A 19,458-nucleotide genomic window follows, 5' to 3' on the forward strand; every position below is an offset into this window, starting at 1 on the left:
AGCATATGAAAATCAAAGTGAAAGCCACGCCCAAGCCGCGCAACCCGCTGGTGGCGGCAGCGAAACTGCGCGGCGGCGCCGGCGCGCACCAGTCGGAGGCGTCGCCGCGCGCGGCGCGCCGGGCCGGCAAGCACCGCCTGCAGCAATGGCTGGCGGGCCGTTTGAAGCCGGACGATTAGCGGACCGGCAGTTCGACGATGAAGTTCGGATCAAAAGCGGGATTTTGCGGCGTGCCGCTGCGCGTCCTGTAGCCGCACGGGTTGCTGACGACGCGGCAGGGGCCTATGCGGTAGTCGCGCGAGACGTGGAGGTGGCCATGCACCCACAGGTCTGCTTGCGCGGCCAGGTCGTCCAGGCGCGAAGCGTAGGCAGGCGAACACCCCTCGCTGCCGTAGGCATCGTCGACGGACAGCAGCGACGGCGCCATGTGGCTGATGACTACCGTGCGCCCGTCGAAGGGCTGCGCCAGTTCGCGCGCCAGCCACGCTTTTTGCTGCGCGTGGAACATGGCCGTGTCGGCCGCGCGCAGCTTGCGAAAGCCCATGCCGGCCAGGCGAATGCGCTTGTAATCGTTCATGACGGCTTCCGCGTCGCGCATGGCCGCTTGCCGCGTGTCGTCGCCCAGCAGGCGGAAATCCGTCCACAGGGTGGCGCCCAGGAAGCGCACCTTGTTGCCTGCCTGGTCGGTGATCACATAGGACTCCGCATCGAGAAAATGCACGTTGGGCGTGGCGGCGCAGGCCGCGCGCAGCTCCTGGCGCACCTTGTCCAGATGGTGGCCGTAGCCTTCGTGATTGCCATGCACGTACAGCACGGGCAGGCCCGCGAATGCGCTGGCGGCCCAGGCGACGGCGCGCGATCCCGTGTCGATGTCGCCGGCCAGGATGACGGCGTCGGGGCAGCTGAGCGCGAGGTCGCCCTGCGGCGCTTCATCGCGCCATAGCTCGTGGTGCAGATCCGACAGTATCAATAAACGCATGCTGTTTTCACGCCTGTTGAAAGAACACCATCGTACCTGAAAACCCTCATTCTTCCGGCAGTGCGGCGAAGCTGTGCGCCAGGTAGTCGATCAGTGCGCGCACGGCCGGCAGCAGGCCGCGCCGCGAGGGAAACACGGCGTGGATGATTTCGCGCTGCGGCCGCCATTGCTCCATCAGCTGCAGCAGGCTGCCATTGGCCACCTGCTCGGTGATCATCATGGTCGGCAGCTGCACCACGCCCACGCCGGCCACGGCCGCGTCGCGCAGGGTCAGCATGTCGCCCGTGACGAAGCGCGGCGTATGGCGCAGCTGGGCGCGCGCCCCATTGGGGCCATGCAAATCCCACTGGTAGTGCTGTTGCGGCATGCCCAGGGCCAGGCTGGGCCAGTCGGCCAGGTCGGCCGGCGCCTTCGGCAGCGGTGCACCGGCGAACAGCAAGGGGCTGCCCACCATGCACTGGCCGCGTTCGGCCAGCACGCGCAGCACCAGGTCGCTGTCGGGCAGCGGCGGCGGACGCACGCGGATGGCCACGTCGATGCCCTCGGCCACCAGATCGACGCGGCGGTTACTCGCTTCCAATAACAGAGTCACCTGCGGATGCGCGCGCATGAAGCCGGCCAGCATGGGCGCGACCAGCGATTGCAGCAGGGCGATGGGGCAGGACAGGCGCACCGTGCCGCGCGGCGCGGCCCGCGTCAGTTCGATCGCTTCCTGCGCCGCCTCCGCTTCCACCAGCATCGCCTTGCAATGCTCGTAAAACGTCAGCCCCACGTCGGTGACGGAAAAATGCCGCGTCGTGCGCTGCAGCAGGCGTGCACTGAGGCGCTCTTCCAGCAGCGCGATGCGCCGGCTCAGTTTGGATTTCGGCATGCCCAGCGCCCGTCCGGCCGGCGCAAAGCCGCCATGGTCGACCACCTGCACAAAGTAATACAAGTCATTCAGGTCCTGCATGCCGCCTCCTTGATCGTTCCATTTTTAGAACGCTGATGGCCTATTTTACCGTCTACCCGCTTCATCGTTGCAGGTCTATTCTGTCTCCATCGTAATGCAAACCTCAACAGGAGATCGAGATGAACAAAGTCACAGGTATCTACAGCGCACCGCGCCAGCACTGGGTAGGCGATGGTTTCCCCGTGCGCTCGATGTTTTCGTATAACGGCCATGGCAAGCAGCTGAGCCCATTCCTGCTGCTCGACTATGCCGGCCCCGCCGAATTTGCACCCGGCACCCGTCCGCCCGGCGTCGGCTCGCACCCGCACCGCGGCTTTGAAACGGTGACCATCGTCTACAAGGGCGAAGTGGCGCACCGCGATTCGACGGGCCAGGGCGGCGTGATCGGCCCCGGCGACGTGCAGTGGATGACGGCCGGCGCCGGCATCCTGCATGAAGAGTTTCACTCGCCAGCCTTCACGCAGTCGGGCGGCACCCTGGAAATGGTGCAGCTGTGGGTGAACCTGCCGGCGAAAAACAAGATGACGGCGCCCGGCTACCAGGCCATCACCAGCGACACGATACCCACGCTGGCGCTGCCCGACGATGCAGGTTCCGTACGCGTGATCGCCGGCGACTTCGCTGGCCAGCATGGTCCGGCCCGCACGTTCTCGCCGATGCAGGTGTGGGATGTGCGCCTGGCCCAAGGCAAGCTGACGGAACTGCCCGTGACCCGCGGCTGGAGCACGGCGCTGATCGTCCTGCATGGCACGGCGCTGGTCAATGGCGAGAGCGTGGTGCGCGAAGCGCAGATGGCGCTGTTCGAGCGCGACGGCGACAGCATCACCGTCGAGGCGAACAATGACGCCGTGGTGCTGCTGCTCAGTGGCGAGCCGATCGATGAACCCATCGTCGGCCATGGCCCCTTCGTCATGAACACCGAAGCGGAAATCGCGCAGGCGTTCGAGGATTTCAACAGCGGCCGCTTCGCCCGCATCGCGAAGTAATTTGTGCAGTGAATTTGTGTAGCGAATTTGTGTAGTACCCGTGCCGCATCCCGCGGCACGGTTTTTCAGGAGACCACCATGAGCACCCCCGCCAACTTCCAAGGTTTGCCACCGATGATCGATCCCGACGATGCCGTCATGCTGCTGATCGACCACCAGAGCGGCTTGTTCCAGCTGGTGCGCGACATCGAGCAGCACGTGCTGCGCGGCCACGTCACGGCGCTGGCCAAGCTGTCGCGCCTGGCCAAGATGCCGACGTTTACCACCGCTTCCGTGCCTGACGGCCCGAACGGCCCCTTGATCCCGGAAATCCACCATTTCAACCCGGAAGCCGTCTATATCCCGCGCACGGGCCAGATCAATGCCTGGGACAACCCGGCCTGGGTCGAAGCGATTGAAAAGACGGGGCGCAAGACCCTTCTGATCGCCGGCACGCTCACCAGCGTGTGCATGGCCTTCCCCACCATCAGCGCGCTGGCGGCCGGCTACAAGGTGTTTGCCATCATCGACGCCTCGGGCAACTGGTCGAAGATGGCCACCGATATCACCATGGCGCGCGTGACGCAGGCCGGCGCCGTGCCGATCGACACGTATGCCGTGCTGGCTGAAGTGATGAGTACCTGGAACCGCGCCGACGCGATGGAATTCGCCGCCATCATGACCGACCACATCGTGCCGCCGTACCGCGCCCTGATCGAAAGCTATGACAAGGCGCAGGGCGTGCAAAAGAATGGCCGCGAAACGAAGCTGGAAATCCTCGAGGCGGCATCGAAGGGCTGACCGCCGCTAAGGCGCTTCATAGCTGCTGCGTATCGCCGCCAGCACGCCGCGCTGTTCCAGGCGCGTGATGGCGGCGTTCAGGCGCGCCGGGTCGGCGGGGCTGGTCGTGCGCGCGTTGAGCATCAGGTGCACGGGCGCGCGCAGTGCCAGGAAGGGCAGGGTGTTCAAGGCCACACCCTGCAGACGCGCTTCGTGGCGCACGGCCAGCACGTCGCCCAGCAACAGGTCGGCGCGGCCCGCGTCGAGCATGAGGATGCCTTGCCGGAAGCTGCCGAAGGTATTCAGGCGGCCGTCTTTTTCCAGTGCCGGACGGGCCGCCGCATAGTCGGCCCCGTACCAGCCCACCTTGGGCGCCAGCAGGGTGGACTTGCCGCGCGCGAGCTGCGCGAAGCTGGCGACTTGGCGGTGGTTGCCGGGCGCGCCGGATTTGCTGAAGACACCGACGGCTTCATCGCGATACGAGAGGGAAAAGCGGGCATAGGAGTGGCGTTCCGGCGTCTCGGACGCGGCGGGCAGCAGGTCCAGTTCGCCTTTCTGGAACAGCAACTGGCGCCGCGCCGTGGGCAGTTCCGGCACGGTCAGCAAGGTGCAGCGCGCCTCCTTGAAGATGGCGCGCAGCAGTTCCAGGTCCAGGCCCGTATAACTGCCCTGGGCGTCGCGGTAGACATACGGCGGCCATTGCTCGAGCGCCATCGTCATGCGGCAGGCCAGGGCGGGCAGGACGCTGCCAAGCAGCGTTGCCGCAAGCAGCACGTGGCGCAAGCGCATGGAACATCTCCGCAGTGGTTCAGGGGGTACTGCTTAGCAATTTGCCAGAATGGCCACGGAAGTCAAGCAGTGCATGGCGGGTTGCGGATATCAAATGGGCTATAGTGGCGGCGTGTCTTCACCCAAAGGAAATCCGCTTGACTCCCCCGCTCGAGATCGCCGCCAATGTCTTGATGACTGCTTCCATCATCCTGGCCGGACGCAATAACATTCATTCCTGGTGGATCGGCATGGTCGGCTGCGTGCTGTTTGCCGTGCTGTTTTTCCAGGTTAACCTGTACGCCGACGTGATGCTGCAGCTGTTTTTCATCGTCACCTGCGTCATCGGCTGGGTGCAATGGCGGCGCGGCGCCGGTGGCAAACCGTTGCCGATCACGCGCACGGGCTGGCGCAGCCTGGCCTGGATAGTCCCGGCCGGCATCGCCTCCGTGGCGATCTACGGCATGCTGCTGCACCGCTTCACGAATGCCTACGCGCCGTTCATCGATTCGGCGGTGTTGGTATTTAGCATCATCGCGCAATTCCTGCTGATGAGCCGGCGCATCGAGACGTGGGCCTTCTGGTTGCTGGTCAACACGGTGGCCGTGCCGCTCTACTACAGCCGTGGCCTGCACCTGACGGCCGTGCTGTATGCGGCCTACTGGGTCAACGCCGTCATTTCCTGGTACTGGTGGAGCGTGCAGGCACGCCGCGCGGCGGCCGCGCCACAGGCGCTGGTCGACGCCTGATATTGCCAAAAACCAAGTCCTTAGATCCAAATCGTATATACATTCAATTTTTAATTCGTTCACCCCATAAAGACACCGGGATATAGTGGCCTTTCCCCGCTTACCGGTGTCTTTTATGTTGCGTTTTACCCTTTCTGCCTGTTTTTACGCCACCCGGCACCAGCTGACCATGCAATGCATGGCGCAGTGGATGCCGGTGCGTGGCCGTCCACGCATCCCGTAATTCCGTCATCCCCCCGTCGTCGTTTTTCCCGCAGACCCACCCGGTCCGCGTGCCCCTGCTCGGCCTTTTTTATGTGAAAAAGGCTGCAATCCCAATAAGAGGAAACCATGTTCAAACCACTCGCCATCAGTCTTGCCATCGCCGCCGCCTTTCCCGCCGTTTCGACCATCGCCCACGCCGAGGACGACATGCTGCGCGTCAACGTGACCGGATCGAATATCCGCGTCAGCGAAAAAGAGGGCGCCAGCGCCGTGCAAGTCATCACGGCCAAGGAATTGAAAGCCAGCGGCAAGACCAGCGTGTCGGATGTGCTGCGCGCCATCTCGGCCAATAGCGGCAACAGCTACAACGAACAATATACGGGCAGTTTCTCGGCCGGCACCTCGGGCCTGTCGCTGCGCGGCATCGGCCAGAAAAATACCCTGATCCTGGTGAATGGCAAGCGCGTGGCCAGCTATGCGACGGCGCAAAACCTGCAGGAAACCTTTGTCGACCTGAACAGCCTGCCGATGGCGGCCGTGCAGCGCATCGAGGTGCTCAAGGATGGCGCCTCGTCGATCTACGGTTCCGACGCCGTGGCCGGCGTCGTCAATATCATCCTGTACAAGGAATTCACGGGCACGGACATCACGGCGCAGTGGGGCGGCTCGACCGAAGGCACGGGCCAGCATGAAAAGAGCGCGGCGCTGCAGACGGGTTTCGGCAAGCTCGAGGAAGACGGCTACAGCCTGGTCTTCTCGATTGACGCGCAGCAGCGCGACAAGCTGCAGCAAAGCGACGTGGCGTGGATGCGCGATGCGGACTTCCGCAAGCAGCAGCGTGGCGCGCTGGGCTGGGTAGCCACCAATTATGCGGGCAGCGATCCGACGCGGACTCTGGGCGGCGTGCGCGCACCGCTGCAGCTGGTCAATTATGGCGACATCACCCCCGGCAAGACGGGGCAGGTGCTCGCGTATAACCCGTCGCCGTATAAAACCCTGATCCCCGGCATCAAGCGCGTGCACACGGCCGCGCGCGCCACCTTCAAGCTGAACGCGGACACGGAAGCGTACGTCGACTTGCTGCATAGTTATTCGCGCGCCGACCAGACCTTCAGCGCGCCGCTCACCGTCAACAATGCCACGCGCGTGTGGAACAACGCCACCCAGGCGCTCGACACCATTCCCGTCGTGCTGCCGGTCGGCCACCCGAACAATCCGGGCACTACGCCCCTGCCGTTCACGGCCACCCTGTTCGACCTGGGACCACGGCTGAAGCAGGACAAGGTCACCTTCTACCGCGCGCTGGCGGGTGTGAAAGGCACGCTGGCGGGCTGGGACTGGGATGCGGCCGTGGGCCACTCGAGCAGCAAGCTGGAAGAAACCGTGCAGAACTTCGTCAACCGCTACGAATTCCAGAAGGTGCTGGCCGACGGCAGCTATAACTTCTTCGACCAGTCGCAAAACAGCGAAGCCGTGCGCAACCGCCTGCGCCTGTCGACCTTGCGTCCGGCCGAGTCGACTCTCGACACCGTCGACTTCTCGGCCGCGAAAGACCTGTGGCAATTGCCTGCCGGTCCGCTGGGCTTTGCCGCCGGCGCGCAGTGGCGCCGCGAAAAGATGGATTCGCAAACCTCGACGGCCGTGCTGTCGGGCACCGAGCTGCGTCCGGCCATCAACATCATCAACGGTTCGCGCAGCGTGTCGGCCCTGTTTGCCGAATTCAACGTGCCCGTCGTAAAAGACCTGTCCGTCAACCTGGCGGGCCGCGCCGACCATTACAGCGATTTCGGCAATGCGTTTTCGCCGAAAGCCAGCGCGCGCTACCAGGCGGCACCGTGGCTGCTGGTGCGCGGTACCGTGTCGCGCGGCTTCCGCGCGCCGTCGCTGCCGGAAATCACCGACAGCACGGCCGTCAGCTATACCGGCGTGATCGATCCGCGCGACCCGATCACGCCCACGCAGTCGCGCGGCGTGACGGCCATTACCATCGCCAATACGGCGCTGCGTCCGGAGCGCTCGAATAACCTGAACCTGGGCGTGGTGGTATCGCCGAGCAGCAGTTCGAGCATCGGCCTCGATTACTACCGCATCAAGCAAGATGGCGTGATCGGCACGGAAAGCGCCACCACCACGCTCGCCAACGAAGCGTCGGCGCCGCAGAAGATCACGCGCGATGCCGATGGCCGCATCACGACCCTGTACCGCCAGTACCGCAACCAGGGGCAGCGCGAAGTGTCCGGTATCGACCTCGACCTGCGCCAGCGCTTCGTCGACAAGGACTGGGGCAAGCTGACCCTGGCCGGCCAGTTGAGCCGCGTGCTGCGCTTTGCCGAACCGCTGTCCGACGGCGCGCCGCTCACCGATGGCGCCGGCACCAATTATTTCGGCTCGATTCCGAAATGGCGCGGCGTCACGTCGGCCACGTGGGAGCAGGGCAAGTGGTCGTCCACGCTCACTTGGAACTACGTGGGCAGCTATGCGCAAAACACGCATCTTGATGAATCCGTGGCCGCCTTCAGCACGTTCGACGTGACCACCAGCTGGCAAGTCACGCCAGCGGCGAACGTCACCTTCATCGTGCAAAACCTGGCCAACAAGCGCGCGCCGTGGGATTACTCGGCCTCGGGTTTCGACTATACGCAGGCCGACCCGCGCGGCCGCTTCGCCTCGCTCAAGCTGAACTACAAGTTCTAATGACCGTTTGACACCTGCCGCTGCCCCGTCTGCTCCTGCAGGCGCTGGCGGTAGGCGCTGGGCGTGACGCCCATGCGTTCGCGGAAAGCCGTGGCGAAGTTGCCCGCGTTGTGAAAGCCGATCAGCAGGGCGATGTCCTGCACGTCGATCTCGGTCTGCTGCAGCAGTTCCACGCCGCGGGCGATGCGCGCTTCGCGGATGAAGGCGAAGACCGTCATGCCCGTCTGCTCGCGGAACATCAGGGTCAGCTTTTCGCGGTAGGTGCCCACGCTGCGGGCAATTTCGGACAGGTTCGGCAGGCTGCCCAGGTTGTCGAGGATCAGTTGTTTGACGGCATTGACGAACACGAGGTCCGGATGCTGCAGCTTGTCGCTGATCGGCGCCGTTGTCGGTGGCGTACCGTTGCTTTTACGCATCAAACCCAGGTGGATATGGATGCGCGCGGCCAGTTCTGCCGGCGTGAACGGCTTGGAAATGTAGTCGACGCCGCCCACCTGCAAGCCCATGATGCGCTCCTTGGCGGCATCGGCGCCGCTGAGAAAGATCACGGGAATCTCTTCCGTTTCGGGATTGGCCTTGAGCAAACGGCACGCCGTGTAGCCATCCATTTCAGGCATGCGCACGTCAAGCAGGATCAGGTCTGGATGCGTGGCCAGTGCCAGCTGGTAGCCCTGGTAGCCATTGAAGGCGATGCTGAAACGATAGGGCTGCTCGCTGAGCAGTTCCATCAGCATGCGCTGCTCGAACGCGGAATCGTCCACGATCAAGATATTTTTTTTGATGGTTTCGCTGGTCAATGGCATGGCATGGATGACTTAACCAAATAGCAAGTTGTGGCTTATTATGCCTCGCTTTTTCTTTTTTTTCTGCTTTTCTCGTGTTTCAAAAGATGTTTCTCCGCCAGAAGAAGCGCGGATTTCCCAGATCGCCAATAATTCACTCATGCATTGATTTTAAGCAATGTCGCTTGCCAAAAAATCTGTTTTGCCAATGCCGCAAAAAATGCCGGAGTCCCCGGGTTTCTGACTCTTGGCACAAGTATTTTGTCGTCCTGGTTTGCGTGCCCGAGAAAACGCCGGCAATACCGTGACTATCCTCGATGCCCTTCATATTGGTGGGCTCATTAATGATGTTCCATCATCAGGAGGTATCATGTTGCGAGTGATTTTTCCCCGCCTTGTCGTTGCCGCCAGCGTGGCTGTTGCCGCCACGGCGCTCCTGCCGCGTGGCGCCGACGCCGCCGTGTATTTGAATGGCAGCGCCACCACCACCTTTGACGTCACCCTGAAAATCATCGCCAATTGCACCATCGCGGCGGCCAATCTCGACTTTGGCCAAAGTCAGGGTGTACTGGCTACTGCCGTGAACGTCAATACGACCGTGAACGTCACCTGCACCAATACCACGCTGTATAACGTGGGCTTGACGGCCGGCTCGGGCAGCGGCTCGAGCGGCACCACGCGTTATATGAGCGGCACGGGCGGCAATCTGGGGACGGTGCAATTCAATCTGTACCAGACGGCCGGCAGCACCTTGTGGGGCGATACCCAAGGCACGAATACCGTCGGCGGCACCGGCAACGGCTCATCGCAGCCGATCACGGTGTACGGCAATATTCCGCCGCAGGCGACACCGGCGCCCGATACCTACAAGTCGACCATCACGGCCACCGTTTACTTTTAAGCCAGGCGCTGCGTGAAGGCCGCTGCTGTTTCCCTGATGAAAAGCGTGCTGGCGCTGCTGGCCTGCTGCGCCGCTGGCGTTCAGGGCGCCAATCTGCAGATTTCGCCGGTGACGCTCAATTTGCGCGCGCCACAGAATGCAGCGGGCATCAATTTGCAAAACCTCGGCGACCAGCCCATCTACGGACAGGTGCGGGTGTTCGCCTGGGAGCAGCGCGATGGCGAGGAAACCCTGGCGCCGACGCAGGAACTGGTGGCCAGTCCGCCGATCGTGGAAATCGCCGCCAACAGCCGGCAGACCATCCGCCTCGTGCGTGCCCAGGCTGGCCCCGTGGCGCAGGAAAAGACGTATCGCGTGCTCATCGATGAAGTCAGCCGCGAAGATGGGGCGGGCCGCAGCGGCATCGATATCCGCCTGCGCTACTCGGTGCCCGTGTTCGTGCTGCCGGCCGGTGCGCCGGGCAAGGAAATACTCGACTGGCAAGTGTTTCGCGAGCGGGGCGAGTGGATGTTGCGTGTCAAAAACAGCGGCAACTTCCATGCGCAGATCGGTGCGATGACGCTGACGAACCAGGCGGGCAAGGAGTTTGTCATCAGCAAGGGCCTGTTTGGCTATGTCCTGGCGGCACGCATGCGCGTCTGGCGCCTGCCCGTCGCCAGGGAGGCCGAACTGGATGGACCGTTGAGTATTGCGGCAAACGTGAACGCAAAGGCGCTCGTTGCCACGAATTCGACACCTTGAACCGGGCCGCCATGGCGGGCGGGCTTGCCGCGAACCGGGTTAAACCATGAGACGCGCACTGGCATCCTTGCTGTTGCTGTTGCTGGCCATGGCACCGGTGGCCAAGGCCGATGGATCGGCCGCCGAGACGGGTGCGGATCCGGGACCGGCCAGCTTGCCGAGCGATCCGATGGCGCCGAATGAACTGTATCTGGAGGTGACTGTGAATGCTGAATCAACCGGGCTGATCTTGCGCTTTACCCAGGTGGGCAAAGGCTTGCGCAGCAGTGTGGCGAACTTGCAGCAGCTGGGGCTGGACCCGGCGCGCCTGCTCGCACCCGGTCAGACCGAAGTGGCGCTCGATGCGATTCCCGGACTCAGCTATGACTATGATGCGGCGCGCCAGAGCGTGTCGCTGCAGGTGGCGGACGACTTGCGCTCGCCGTACCGCATCAACGCGCGCCTGGCCCCGCAGACGCCGCCGTCGCGCGTCACGCCCGGCGCCGTCCTCAATTACGAAGCCTATGCGGAACTGGGCCGGACGCGGCGCGCCGCCATCTTCAACGACTTGCGCTATTTCAATGACAGCGGCGTGTTCAGCAACACCGGCACTTTGAACCTGGGGTCGGAGCAGCGCAAATACATGCGTTTTGACACGTTCTGGAGCCATGCCGACCCCGAGACCCTGCAGACGTGGCAAGTGGGCGACCTGATTTCGTCTTCGCTCAGCTGGAGCCGCGCCGTGCGCGTCGGTGGTCTGCAGTGGCGCAAGAATTTCCAGCTGCGCCCCGACCTGCTGACCTTTCCCGTCGCCTCCGTCGATGGCACGGCGCTCGTGCCCTCATCGCTGAGCCTGTACGTCAATGGCGTGCAGCAATATGCTGCCAGCGTGCCCAGCGGTCCGTTCGTGCTGAACCAGGTGGCCGGCATCAATGGCGCCGGGCAAGCTACCATCATCACGCGCGATGCCCTGGGGCGCAGCGTGACGACCGTGCTGCCCCTGTATGTCGATACGCGCATGCTGGCTGCCGGCTTGAGCGATTATTCGGTCGAGGCGGGCGCCGTGCGGCGCGACTATGGCCGCCGCCTGTTCGGCTATGAGCGGCAGCTCGTTGCCAGCGCTTCCGTCCGCCATGGCGTCAGCGACAGCTTCACCATCGAAGGACATGCGGAACTGGCTGCCGGCCTGTATCAGGCGGGGGCGGGCGCTCTGGTGCGGCTGGGCCAGGCGGGCGTGCTCAGCGGATCGTTGTCGGCCAGCGCCGGCCATAGCCGTGGCGCGCAGCTGGGCGCCGGCTACCAGTACATGGGGCCGCGCTTCAGTGTCGACGTGCAAAGCGTGCGCGCGAGCGCCGGCTTTGGCGACCTGGCCTCGCGCGACGGCAGCCCCGTGGTGCGCGCGGCGGACCGCTTTACCGTCAGCCTGCCTTTGCCGGCGGGTAGCAGCATCAGCAGCAGCTATATCAGCTACCGCACACCGGGCGCACCGCCATCGAAGCTGGCCACCGTGGGCTATTCGGCCACCCTGTTTCACGGCCTGTTCCTGAACGCCAGTCTGTTCCAGGATTTGCGGCAACGCGAGAAGCGGGGATTTTATGTCGGCCTGAGCATGGCTTTCGACAACAATCTGTCCATCAGCACGAGCGCCAGCCGGCAAAACGGCGAGAGCGGCCGCAGCGTCAGCGCGCAGCGCGCGGCGGACTTTGGCGGCGGCTTCGGCTGGAACTTGCAAGCTGGCACGGTGGGCGGCAATACCTACCGGCAGGCGCAAGTGGAATACCTGGGCAACGACGGGCGCGTGAGTGCGCGCACGCAAAGCAGCAGCATGGGCAATGCCTCCTCGTTGGGCGCGGCTGGCGCGCTGGTGCTGATGGATGGCCATGTCGAGACGGCGCGCCAGGTGGGCAACGGTTTTGCGCTGGTCTCCACTGGCGGCGTGGGCAATATTCCTGTGCTGCATGAAAATCGCCAGATCGGCGTGACGGGCAGGAGCGGCTATCTGCTGGTGCCGAATTTGAATCCCTATGGCAATAACCAGATCAGCATCGCCACGGATGAGCTCGACGTCGACGCGCGCGTGCCCGTGACCAATATGACGGTCGTGCCGCAGCAGCTGGCCGGCGTGCTGGCGGCGTTTCCCGTCGAACGCTACAGCGCCGCCACCGTCATCGTGCAGGGCGCCGATGGCAAGCCGCTGGCCACGGGCATGCCCGTGCTGCATGTGCAAAGCGGCAGGCAGACGGTCGTGGGATTTGACGGCATCATTTTCGTCGACGAGCTGCGCGAACAGAATCAGTTGCAAGTCGGCGAGGAGGACAGCGCGTGCACGGTCGGCTTTGCGTATGTGCGTCCGGCCGCAGGCGGCTTGCCCGTGATCGGGCCATTGCGCTGCGCGGCCGCCGGGGGAGGCCGCTGATGCGCCGTCTGCTGCCATGGCTGACCTTGCTGCTGGGCTGCGCCTGGAGTAGTGTGGCGCAGGCGGCCGATACCTGCACGGTCAGCATGACGAATATCAATTTCGGCTCCGTCAGCCCGATTTCCGGCACCGATTACGTGGCGCAGGCCACGGGTACCTTCAGCTGCCTGTTTTCGTCGCTGAACCTGGGACAGTTACTTACGCCCAATGCGCAAGTGTGCATCTCGCTGGGGCTGGGCACGAATTCCACCTCGGCCCTGCCGCGCAAGCTGGGCAATGGAAGCAACCGCATGGAGTACAACGTGTACGTGGACAGTTCATATGCGACGGCGAAGATCTGGGGCGGCGCCGGCGTGACGGGCGCACCATCGACCTTCGGCATGACCCTGTCGGCCGGCTTGCTGGCCCCGCCCGGCACGTATTCCACCACCTTTACCGTGTACGCGAAGATCCCTGCCGGTACGGCCCTGGCCGCCGTGCCCACGGTCGCCAACGCCAATACCGTCTATGCGTCGAGCTTTGCCGGCGTGGGCACCTACACGTACACGACGTATGGCCTCGTCAACCTGCAGGGGTGCTCGGCCACCAGCGGCAGCTTCGGTTTCACGGTAAGTGCCACAGCCGTCAACGACTGCACCATCGCCGCCAGCCCGATGGCATTTGCCAACGCCTCCATCTTGACGGGCAACTTGCGCAGCACCAGCACCTTGTCCGTGCGCTGCGTGAATAACAACGCCTACCAGATTGCCCTGAACGGCGGCAGCGTGGCGGCCAATGTGGCCAACCGGCAAATGAAAAACCTCTTAACGACGGACAAGGTCAGTTACCTGCTGTCATCCACGCTCGATGGTGCGCCCTGGGGCGATGGCACGGCAGGCACGAGCATGGTGACGGGGACGGGCACGGGCGCCAGCGTGCCGTTGACGATTTACGGCCGCGTGCCGGCGCAGGTGTCGCCGCGCCCCGGCGACTACAAGGACACGGTGACGGCAACGATTTATTTTTAGAACGTGACGGTAACGAGGCCGGCGCCCGATGGCGTCGCCTGCTGGTGCAGCAGATAAGGCGTGTTGTGCTGGCAGCGTACCTGGGTGATGTTGCGCTGCGAGACGATGGTGCACGCTTCCTGCACGACGAAGGTGGCCTGCAGCGTTGCGGAAGAGGTGGTACCGGCGGTGGTGGTCTGGCAAAGGGACAGGGCGAGCAGGGCAGTCAGTACGGCAAGCTTCAAAGGGGTCATCGTGAACGCATCGAGTGAAAAACGGGCGTGGGCAGCAGCGCCGGAAGGCGTGGCTGGCACCGTTTTTCGCACCGGGATTGGGAGAGCAGAACCAACCATGATTGTACTTGAACAAGGAAAGTGTGAGTTTTCGTGTATTTTCAGCCCGCCGCAGGGGCAAGCACCTCACTTTCAAAATGATAGTAACTAAGTTTCCGTGTTGCAACTGAAATTTTTTTCGATTGTTGTGTTGAATCAATGTGAGGAGATGGCCATGAAACATACCAACTTTAATAATTTGCCTTGCCCGATTGCGCGCAGCCTGGGCAAGGTGGGCGAATGGTGGAGCATCCTCATCCTGCGCGAAGCGTTTTATGGCAAGACGCGCTTCGACGAATTTGAAAAAAGCCTCAAGATCGCCCCGACCATCCTGACGCGCCGCCTGGCCGACCTGGTGGAGGGCGGTTTGATGACGCGCCGCCTGTATTGCGCCAAGCCGCCCCGCTACGACTATGTGCTGACCAAGTCCGGGCGCGCCTTCAAGCCCGTCTTGCTGGCGTTTATCGCCTGGGGCAATGAAAACTTTGCGCCCGAAGGCGCCAGCCTCGTCATCGCCAGCCGCGATACGGGCCTGGCCGCCGATCCGGTGCTGGTCGACGCCACGACGGGCTTGCCTATCAATGACGAGTATTACGCGTTCGCGCCAGGACCTGCCGCCAGCGACAGCATGCGCAGCATCATCCTCGACGCGGAAAAAAGCAGCGGCATCGCGCCCAAGCCGAAGGCGCCGGCCGCCAACCGCGGCTGGGTGGCGGAAGGGCATCTGGCCTGAAGACGCGCTGGCGGAGGTGCGCCGAGTTTGGCGCAAAGCAAGACGGACTGCACGGCATGGCGCTACCGTCGCACTATGCAATGCAAGTGCGGCGCAGGCCCGGCTGTGCAGGGCGAGGCGCCATCCGTGACCCGATGTCCGTTGAAGGAGTACTGCGATGACTACATTGCCACAACACGCTCGCCGCGCCGCCACCGTGCTGGCGCTGGCCGCCCTGCTGGGCGCCTGTTCCCATGGCCCGCATCAGCCGGGCGGCCATGACGTCACCTTGACGGGCGCGCAGGAAGTGCCGGCCAATACGAGCACGGCCAGCGGCAGCAGCACGCTTCGCGTCGCCCACGACCGCAGCGTCAGCGGCGGCGTGCGCTACACGGGCATGGTGGCCACCGTCGCGCATATCCATGAAGCGCCGGCCGGCGCCAACGGCCCCGTCATCATGCCCCTGATGAAAACGGCCGAAGGCCTGTTTGCCGTACCGGCCGGCGCCATGCTGACGCCGCCCCAGTATGCGAGCTACCAGGCCGGCAAGCTGTACGTGAACGTGCACAGCGCCGCCTACCCGGCCGGCGAGATCCGCGCCCAGCTCAAGCCCTAGCCGCCGCCGCTTTCCCGAAACCTCCTTGGGCCGCGCGAGCGGCCTTTTTTTGCGCCCGGCGGCCAGCCGCAGCAGCGCGCTACAATGGCGCTTCATGCTGACCATCCTCGCCATCACCTTTCCCTTCTTCGCCCTGGTACTGTGCGGCTACCTGGCCGTGCGGCGCACGCTGCTGCCGCTGGCCGCCATCGGCGGCTTGAACAGTTTTGTCCTGTACTTCGCGCTGCCGTGCATGCTGTACCGCTTCGGCGCCGCCACGCCCATCGCGCAGCTGCTCGACGCCAGCGTGTTCGGCGTGTATCTGCTGTGCGCGCTGATCATGGTAGGCGTCACGACGGCGATGACCCTGAGCCACCGCATCGACTGGAATAACGCCGCCTTTGGCGCGCTGGTGGCGGCCTTCCCGAATACGGGCTTCATGGGCGTACCCCTGCTATTGACCCTGCTCGGACCCCGCTCGTCCGGCCCCGTCATCGTCACCATCATCGTCGACATGCTCATTACCAGCTCGCTGTGCATCGCCCTGTCGCGTATCGGCAGCGGCGGCGCGCACGGCAGCCGCGCCGCCGTCGCCAACGCCATGAAAGGCATGCTGGGCAACCCGATGCCGTGGGCGATCGTGCTGGGCGCCATGTCGTCGTGGCTGGAGCTGGCCTTGCCCAAGCCATTGATGCAGACGGTGGGCCTGCTGGCCGATGCCGCCTCGCCGGTTGCCCTGTTTACCATCGGCGCCGTGCTGGCCCGTTCGCAAATGAGCACGGCCGACCCGGCGCCGCTGGGCGAGTATGTGCCCGTGGCGCTGAAAAAACTGCTGCTGCATCCGCTGCTGGTGTGGGGCATTGGCCACGCGGCCATCGCGCTGGGCGCGCCGCTCGATCCGTTCGCGCTGACCTGCATGGTGCTGGTGGCGTGCCTGCCCAGCGCCAGCAACGTCTCGCTGCTGTCCGAGCGCTTCGGGGCAAATACTGCGCGCATCGCCCGCATCATTTTAGTGTCGACGGCGCTGTCGTTCCTGACGTTTTCGGCGGCCGTCAGCTGGCTGGCGTGMCGTTCCCGGCGCCGCAACGTGCCTCGCTGCTGTCCGAGCGCTTCGTCGAGAGCAAATCGACTGCGCGCATCGCCCGCATCATTTTAGTGTCGACGGCGCTGTCGTTCCTGACGTTTTCGGCGGCCGTCAGCTGGCTGGCGTGACGTTGGCGGCGATCAGCGCACCGAGTGCCTGCGCCGCGCCGGGCTGGGTGCCGGCGGCCAGTTCGCGCGCCATGGTGGCCTGGTCCTGCATGCTGCGGTTCTGCCCCAGCTTCCATTTGCCCGTGATGCGCGTGAGGGGGATTTCGATGCCGACGATGGCTTTCAAGAGTTTCTCGATATAGCCGGCCGGCGCATCGCTCACCCGCCATGGCGCGGCTAGCCCCGCCTCGTGGCGCGCCGTCAGCCGCTCCACCAATCCCAGCAGCCACGCCGCATCGTCGATGGCGCGCAGGGGACCGTGGGCGTGCACGACCGCGTAATTGAAGGTCGGCACCTCCTTGCCGCTGCGCTGCTTTTCCGCATACCAGGCGGGCGTGATGTAGGCGTGCGGGCCCTGGAAAATCACCAGTGCATCATCGCTCCCGCCGGCGGCGCGCCACAGCGGATTGGCACGCGCCACGTGGGCGCGCAGGGTGCCGAATGGGGCGTCAAGCGTGGGCGCGGCGATCTCGAACGGCAGGTGGTCGGCGCACAAGCCATCGGCATCGTGGCGCACCAGCGCGCCCAGCGGATGCGCGTCGATCAAGCCATGCAGCACCTCGAGGCGTTCTTCGCGAAAGCTGGCGGGCGAGTACATTTAATCGGCTCCTTCCACGACCACGTCGGCCGTCAGCGAATTGGCGATATAGCAGCGTTCGTGCGCGTCGTGGTGCAGGGCGGCCAGCGCCTCGGGCGAGGGCGGCGTTCCCGCAAACGCGATGCGCGGACGCAGCACGATGCGCGTCATGGCCAGGCGGCCTGCCGCATTTTTCCCCAGCTCGCCGGTGGCGTCGTCGCGGTAGTCGTCGATGACGTAGCCGCGCTGCGCTGCCAGCGACAGGAAGAACAGCATGTGGCAGCTCGACGTGGCCGCCACCAGCGCTTCTTCAGGGTCGATATTTGCCGCCACCGACATGGGCAGCGGCACGGACAGGGGCGACGACGAGGCAGCTACCGTCAGGCCGCCGTCGAACTGCCATTCATGGCCGCGGCTGTAGCGCTGGCCGGCGAAATCCTGGCCGTCGCGCTGCCAGGCCACGGTGGCGAAAAACTGATGCATGGGTGCTCCGCAAGAGTAGAGGGGATGCGCCATCTTAGCGCCAGTCTTGGCTATTTAAAACAGCCAATAAATGCTATCTTGAGGCTACCAATTCAAGAGTGCCACCATGCCAGCTTCCCATCTGCACCAGATCATCGCCACCTTGCCGCTGCAGCGCGGCGCCAGCGAGCCGCTGTTTCGCCAGCTGTATGCGGCCATCAAGGCCGCCATCCTCGATGGCCGCATGAATCCCGGCATGCAGCTGCCGCCCACGCGCGACTTTTGCCGCCTGCTGGCCGTGTCGCGCCAGACGGTGCTCAATGCGTATGCGCTTCTGACGGCCGAAGGCTATCTCGATGGCGCCGTGGGGCGCGGTACTTTTGTCAGCGTCGACGTTCCGCTGCCGGCGCCTGTCACCTAGCCGCCAGCGCCTGGCCTGCTGCGCCCCCTGTCGGCGCGCGGCCAGGGCGTGGTGACGGCCATGCGCCAGGTGGCGTTCCACCGTGGTCCGCTGCGGGCCTTCCGCGTCGGCATGCCGCGCATCGACCATTTCCCGTTCGACGTGTGGAACCGCCTGGAAGCGCGGCGCTGGCGCAGGCCCGACCACCATTTCGGCTACAGCGATCCGGCCGGCTACCTGCCGCTGCGCGAACTGCTGTGCGTGTATTTGAAGGCGTCGCGCGGTGTCCAGTGCACGCCGCAGCAGATCGTCATTACGTCCGGTTCGCAGCAGGCGCTGTTCCTGCTGTCGACCATTTTGCTGGCGCCCGGCGACCCGGTCTGGATGGAATCGCCCGGCTACCGGGGCGCCAGCGGCCCGCTGCGCGCGGCCGGCGCGCGCGTGTTTCCCATCCCCGTCGATGCGCAGGGGCTGGACGTGGCGTATGGCGTTGCGCACTGTCCGCAGGCGAAGCTGGCGTACGTGACGCCGTCGCACCAGATGCCGCTGGGCGTGAGCATGAGTTTACCCCGCCGCCTGGCCTTGCTGGCCTGGGCCGCACAGCACAAGGCGTGGCTGGTGGAAGACGATTACGACAGCGAATACCGCTACGCGGGCGCGCCATTGGCTTCGCTGCAAAGCCTGGACCGGGCCGGCTGCGTGGTGTATGTCGGCACCCTGTCGAAAGTGCTGTTCCCTGGCCTGCGCCTCGGCTACATGGTGGCGCCGCCCGCGCTGGCCGAGGCGCTGGTGCAAGCCAAGGCCGTGATGGACCGGCACACGGCCATTGTGCCGCAGATGGCGCTGGCCGACTTTATCGCCGAGGGCCACTTTGGCCGGCATATCCGCCGCACGCGCGACAGCAATGCCGAACGGCGCGACTTGCTGGTGCGCGGCATCGCGCGCGAACTGGGCGACCAGCTCGCGTGCGGCCCGGCCGACAGCGGCCTGGAACTGTGCGCGTATTTTCGCGCCGGCCACGATGAAGAAACGGTCTCGCGCGCGGGCCTGGCACGGGGCATCGAATTGCGTCCGTTGAACCACTATGCCGATCCGGCGGCAGGGCTGGAGTGTGCCACGCCGCCCGGGCTGCTGCTGGGCTTTGCGGCCATCCCCCCCACCGAGATACAGCACGGCGTGCAGGAACTGGGACGCATCCTGCGCGGCCGATAAACTATACTGGCACTTGCCTGC

Annotated in this window: 21 protein-coding genes; 14 read left to right on the forward strand and 7 right to left on the reverse strand. The window is 64.5% G+C overall.

Annotated features, from left to right (window positions below; all coding sequences use genetic code 11):
• Positions 1 to 5: 5 nt before the first annotated feature.
• The gene (locus tag AC4BCN_RS04145; protein WP_189396679.1) at positions 6 to 179 is read left to right on the forward strand and encodes a hypothetical protein; all 174 of its coding nucleotides are present in this window, start codon (positions 6 to 8) and stop codon (positions 177 to 179) included.
• On the opposite strand, the gene AC4BCN_RS04150 is transcribed toward AC4BCN_RS04145, so the two are convergent.
• The gene (locus AC4BCN_RS04150) at positions 176 to 979 is read right to left on the reverse strand and encodes a metallophosphoesterase family protein (protein WP_128141139.1); all 804 of its coding nucleotides are present in this window, start codon (positions 977 to 979) and stop codon (positions 176 to 178) included. The genes AC4BCN_RS04145 and AC4BCN_RS04150 overlap by 4 nt on opposite strands.
• Positions 980 to 1,025: 46 nt before the next feature.
• Positions 1,026 to 1,931: a LysR family transcriptional regulator gene (locus AC4BCN_RS04155; protein ID WP_490492625.1), complete on the reverse strand. Its 906-nt coding sequence runs from the start codon at positions 1,929 to 1,931 to the stop codon at positions 1,026 to 1,028.
• Positions 1,932 to 2,050: 119 nt separating this feature from the next.
• On the opposite strand from AC4BCN_RS04155, the gene AC4BCN_RS04160 reads away from it, so the two are divergent.
• Together AC4BCN_RS04160 and AC4BCN_RS04165 are read left to right on the forward strand one after the other, a co-directional pair.
• The gene (locus AC4BCN_RS04160) at positions 2,051 to 2,917 is read left to right on the forward strand and encodes a pirin family protein (protein WP_456148372.1); all 867 of its coding nucleotides are present in this window, start codon (positions 2,051 to 2,053) and stop codon (positions 2,915 to 2,917) included.
• A gap of 78 nt (positions 2,918 to 2,995) precedes the next feature.
• Entirely contained in the window at positions 2,996 to 3,697 is a 702-nt protein-coding gene (locus AC4BCN_RS04165; protein WP_198511246.1) for an isochorismatase family protein, read from the forward strand.
• Between the two features lie 6 nt (positions 3,698 to 3,703).
• On the opposite strand, the gene AC4BCN_RS04170 is transcribed toward AC4BCN_RS04165, so the two are convergent.
• Positions 3,704 to 4,465, reverse strand: coding sequence for a substrate-binding periplasmic protein (locus AC4BCN_RS04170; protein ID WP_490492626.1), 762 nt, complete (start codon positions 4,463 to 4,465; stop codon positions 3,704 to 3,706).
• Positions 4,466 to 4,602: 137 nt separating this feature from the next.
• Between AC4BCN_RS04170 and pnuC the strand changes: the two genes are divergently transcribed.
• Positions 4,603 to 5,193, forward strand: a complete 591-nt coding sequence (gene pnuC, locus AC4BCN_RS04175; protein ID WP_139092186.1) for a nicotinamide riboside transporter PnuC — start codon at positions 4,603 to 4,605, stop codon at positions 5,191 to 5,193.
• A 330-nt stretch (positions 5,194 to 5,523) separates the two neighbouring features.
• On the forward strand, positions 5,524 to 8,091 hold the full coding sequence (locus AC4BCN_RS04180; protein ID WP_490492627.1) for a TonB-dependent receptor: 2,568 nt from the start codon (positions 5,524 to 5,526) through the stop codon (positions 8,089 to 8,091).
• On the opposite strand, the gene AC4BCN_RS04185 is transcribed toward AC4BCN_RS04180, so the two are convergent.
• Entirely contained in the window at positions 8,088 to 8,894 is an 807-nt protein-coding gene (locus tag AC4BCN_RS04185) for a response regulator transcription factor (protein WP_490492628.1), read from the reverse strand. The genes AC4BCN_RS04180 and AC4BCN_RS04185 overlap by 4 nt on opposite strands.
• Before the next feature lie 349 nt (positions 8,895 to 9,243).
• Here AC4BCN_RS04185 and AC4BCN_RS04190 point away from each other — a divergent pair, with 349 nt between their 5' ends.
• Genes AC4BCN_RS04190 through AC4BCN_RS04205 form a run of 4 tightly spaced genes read left to right on the forward strand, consistent with a single transcriptional unit; the run spans position 9,244 to position 13,917 of the window.
• A complete protein-coding gene (locus tag AC4BCN_RS04190) occupies positions 9,244 to 9,774 on the forward strand; it encodes a Csu type fimbrial protein (RefSeq protein ID WP_490492629.1) in 531 nt (176 codons plus the stop codon).
• A gap of 12 nt (positions 9,775 to 9,786) precedes the next feature.
• Entirely contained in the window at positions 9,787 to 10,515 is a 729-nt protein-coding gene (locus tag AC4BCN_RS04195; protein ID WP_223279080.1) for a fimbrial biogenesis chaperone, read from the forward strand.
• A gap of 46 nt (positions 10,516 to 10,561) precedes the next feature.
• The gene (locus tag AC4BCN_RS04200) at positions 10,562 to 12,910 is read left to right on the forward strand and encodes a fimbria/pilus outer membrane usher protein (protein ID WP_490492630.1); all 2,349 of its coding nucleotides are present in this window, start codon (positions 10,562 to 10,564) and stop codon (positions 12,908 to 12,910) included.
• Positions 12,910 to 13,917: a Csu type fimbrial protein gene (locus tag AC4BCN_RS04205; protein WP_490492632.1), complete on the forward strand. Its 1,008-nt coding sequence runs from the start codon at positions 12,910 to 12,912 to the stop codon at positions 13,915 to 13,917. The genes AC4BCN_RS04200 and AC4BCN_RS04205 overlap by 1 nt, the downstream gene beginning before the upstream one ends.
• On the opposite strand, the gene AC4BCN_RS04210 is transcribed toward AC4BCN_RS04205, so the two are convergent.
• Entirely contained in the window at positions 13,914 to 14,150 is a 237-nt protein-coding gene (locus tag AC4BCN_RS04210; RefSeq protein WP_490492633.1) for a hypothetical protein, read from the reverse strand. The genes AC4BCN_RS04205 and AC4BCN_RS04210 overlap by 4 nt on opposite strands.
• A 253-nt stretch (positions 14,151 to 14,403) precedes the next feature.
• Here AC4BCN_RS04210 and AC4BCN_RS04215 point away from each other — a divergent pair, with 253 nt between their 5' ends.
• The 3 genes from AC4BCN_RS04215 (at position 14,404) to AC4BCN_RS04225 (ending at position 16,691) form a co-directional block, all read left to right on the forward strand.
• Positions 14,404 to 14,961, forward strand: a complete 558-nt coding sequence (locus AC4BCN_RS04215) for a winged helix-turn-helix transcriptional regulator (RefSeq protein ID WP_034753667.1) — start codon at positions 14,404 to 14,406, stop codon at positions 14,959 to 14,961.
• Between the two features lie 157 nt (positions 14,962 to 15,118).
• Complete coding sequence (locus tag AC4BCN_RS04220) at positions 15,119 to 15,556, forward strand: CHRD domain-containing protein (protein ID WP_139092181.1); 438 nt, start codon at positions 15,119 to 15,121, stop codon at positions 15,554 to 15,556.
• A gap of 94 nt (positions 15,557 to 15,650) precedes the next feature.
• On the forward strand, positions 15,651 to 16,691 hold the full coding sequence (locus AC4BCN_RS04225) for an AEC family transporter (protein ID WP_490492634.1): 1,041 nt from the start codon (positions 15,651 to 15,653) through the stop codon (positions 16,689 to 16,691).
• Positions 16,692 to 16,730: 39 nt separating this feature from the next.
• Here the strand turns inward: AC4BCN_RS04225 and AC4BCN_RS04230 are convergent, their stop codons facing one another.
• The gene (locus tag AC4BCN_RS04230) at positions 16,731 to 17,384 is read right to left on the reverse strand and encodes an FMN-binding negative transcriptional regulator (RefSeq protein ID WP_490492635.1); all 654 of its coding nucleotides are present in this window, start codon (positions 17,382 to 17,384) and stop codon (positions 16,731 to 16,733) included.
• Complete coding sequence (locus AC4BCN_RS04235; protein ID WP_456148380.1) at positions 17,385 to 17,846, reverse strand: OsmC family protein; 462 nt, start codon at positions 17,844 to 17,846, stop codon at positions 17,385 to 17,387.
• 106 nt (positions 17,847 to 17,952) lie between these two features.
• Here AC4BCN_RS04235 and AC4BCN_RS04240 point away from each other — a divergent pair, with 106 nt between their 5' ends.
• Both AC4BCN_RS04240 and pdxR read left to right on the forward strand, forming a co-directional pair.
• Positions 17,953 to 18,246 (forward strand): GntR family transcriptional regulator, encoded by a 294-nt coding sequence (locus tag AC4BCN_RS04240; RefSeq protein ID WP_490492636.1) that lies wholly within the window; start codon positions 17,953 to 17,955, stop codon positions 18,244 to 18,246.
• 48 nt (positions 18,247 to 18,294) lie between these two features.
• Entirely contained in the window at positions 18,295 to 19,437 is a 1,143-nt protein-coding gene (pdxR, locus tag AC4BCN_RS04245) for a MocR-like pyridoxine biosynthesis transcription factor PdxR (RefSeq protein ID WP_490492637.1), read from the forward strand.
• Positions 19,438 to 19,458: the final 21 nt, after the last annotated feature.

It is taken from the genome of Janthinobacterium sp. Bl 1, assembly GCF_058215535.1.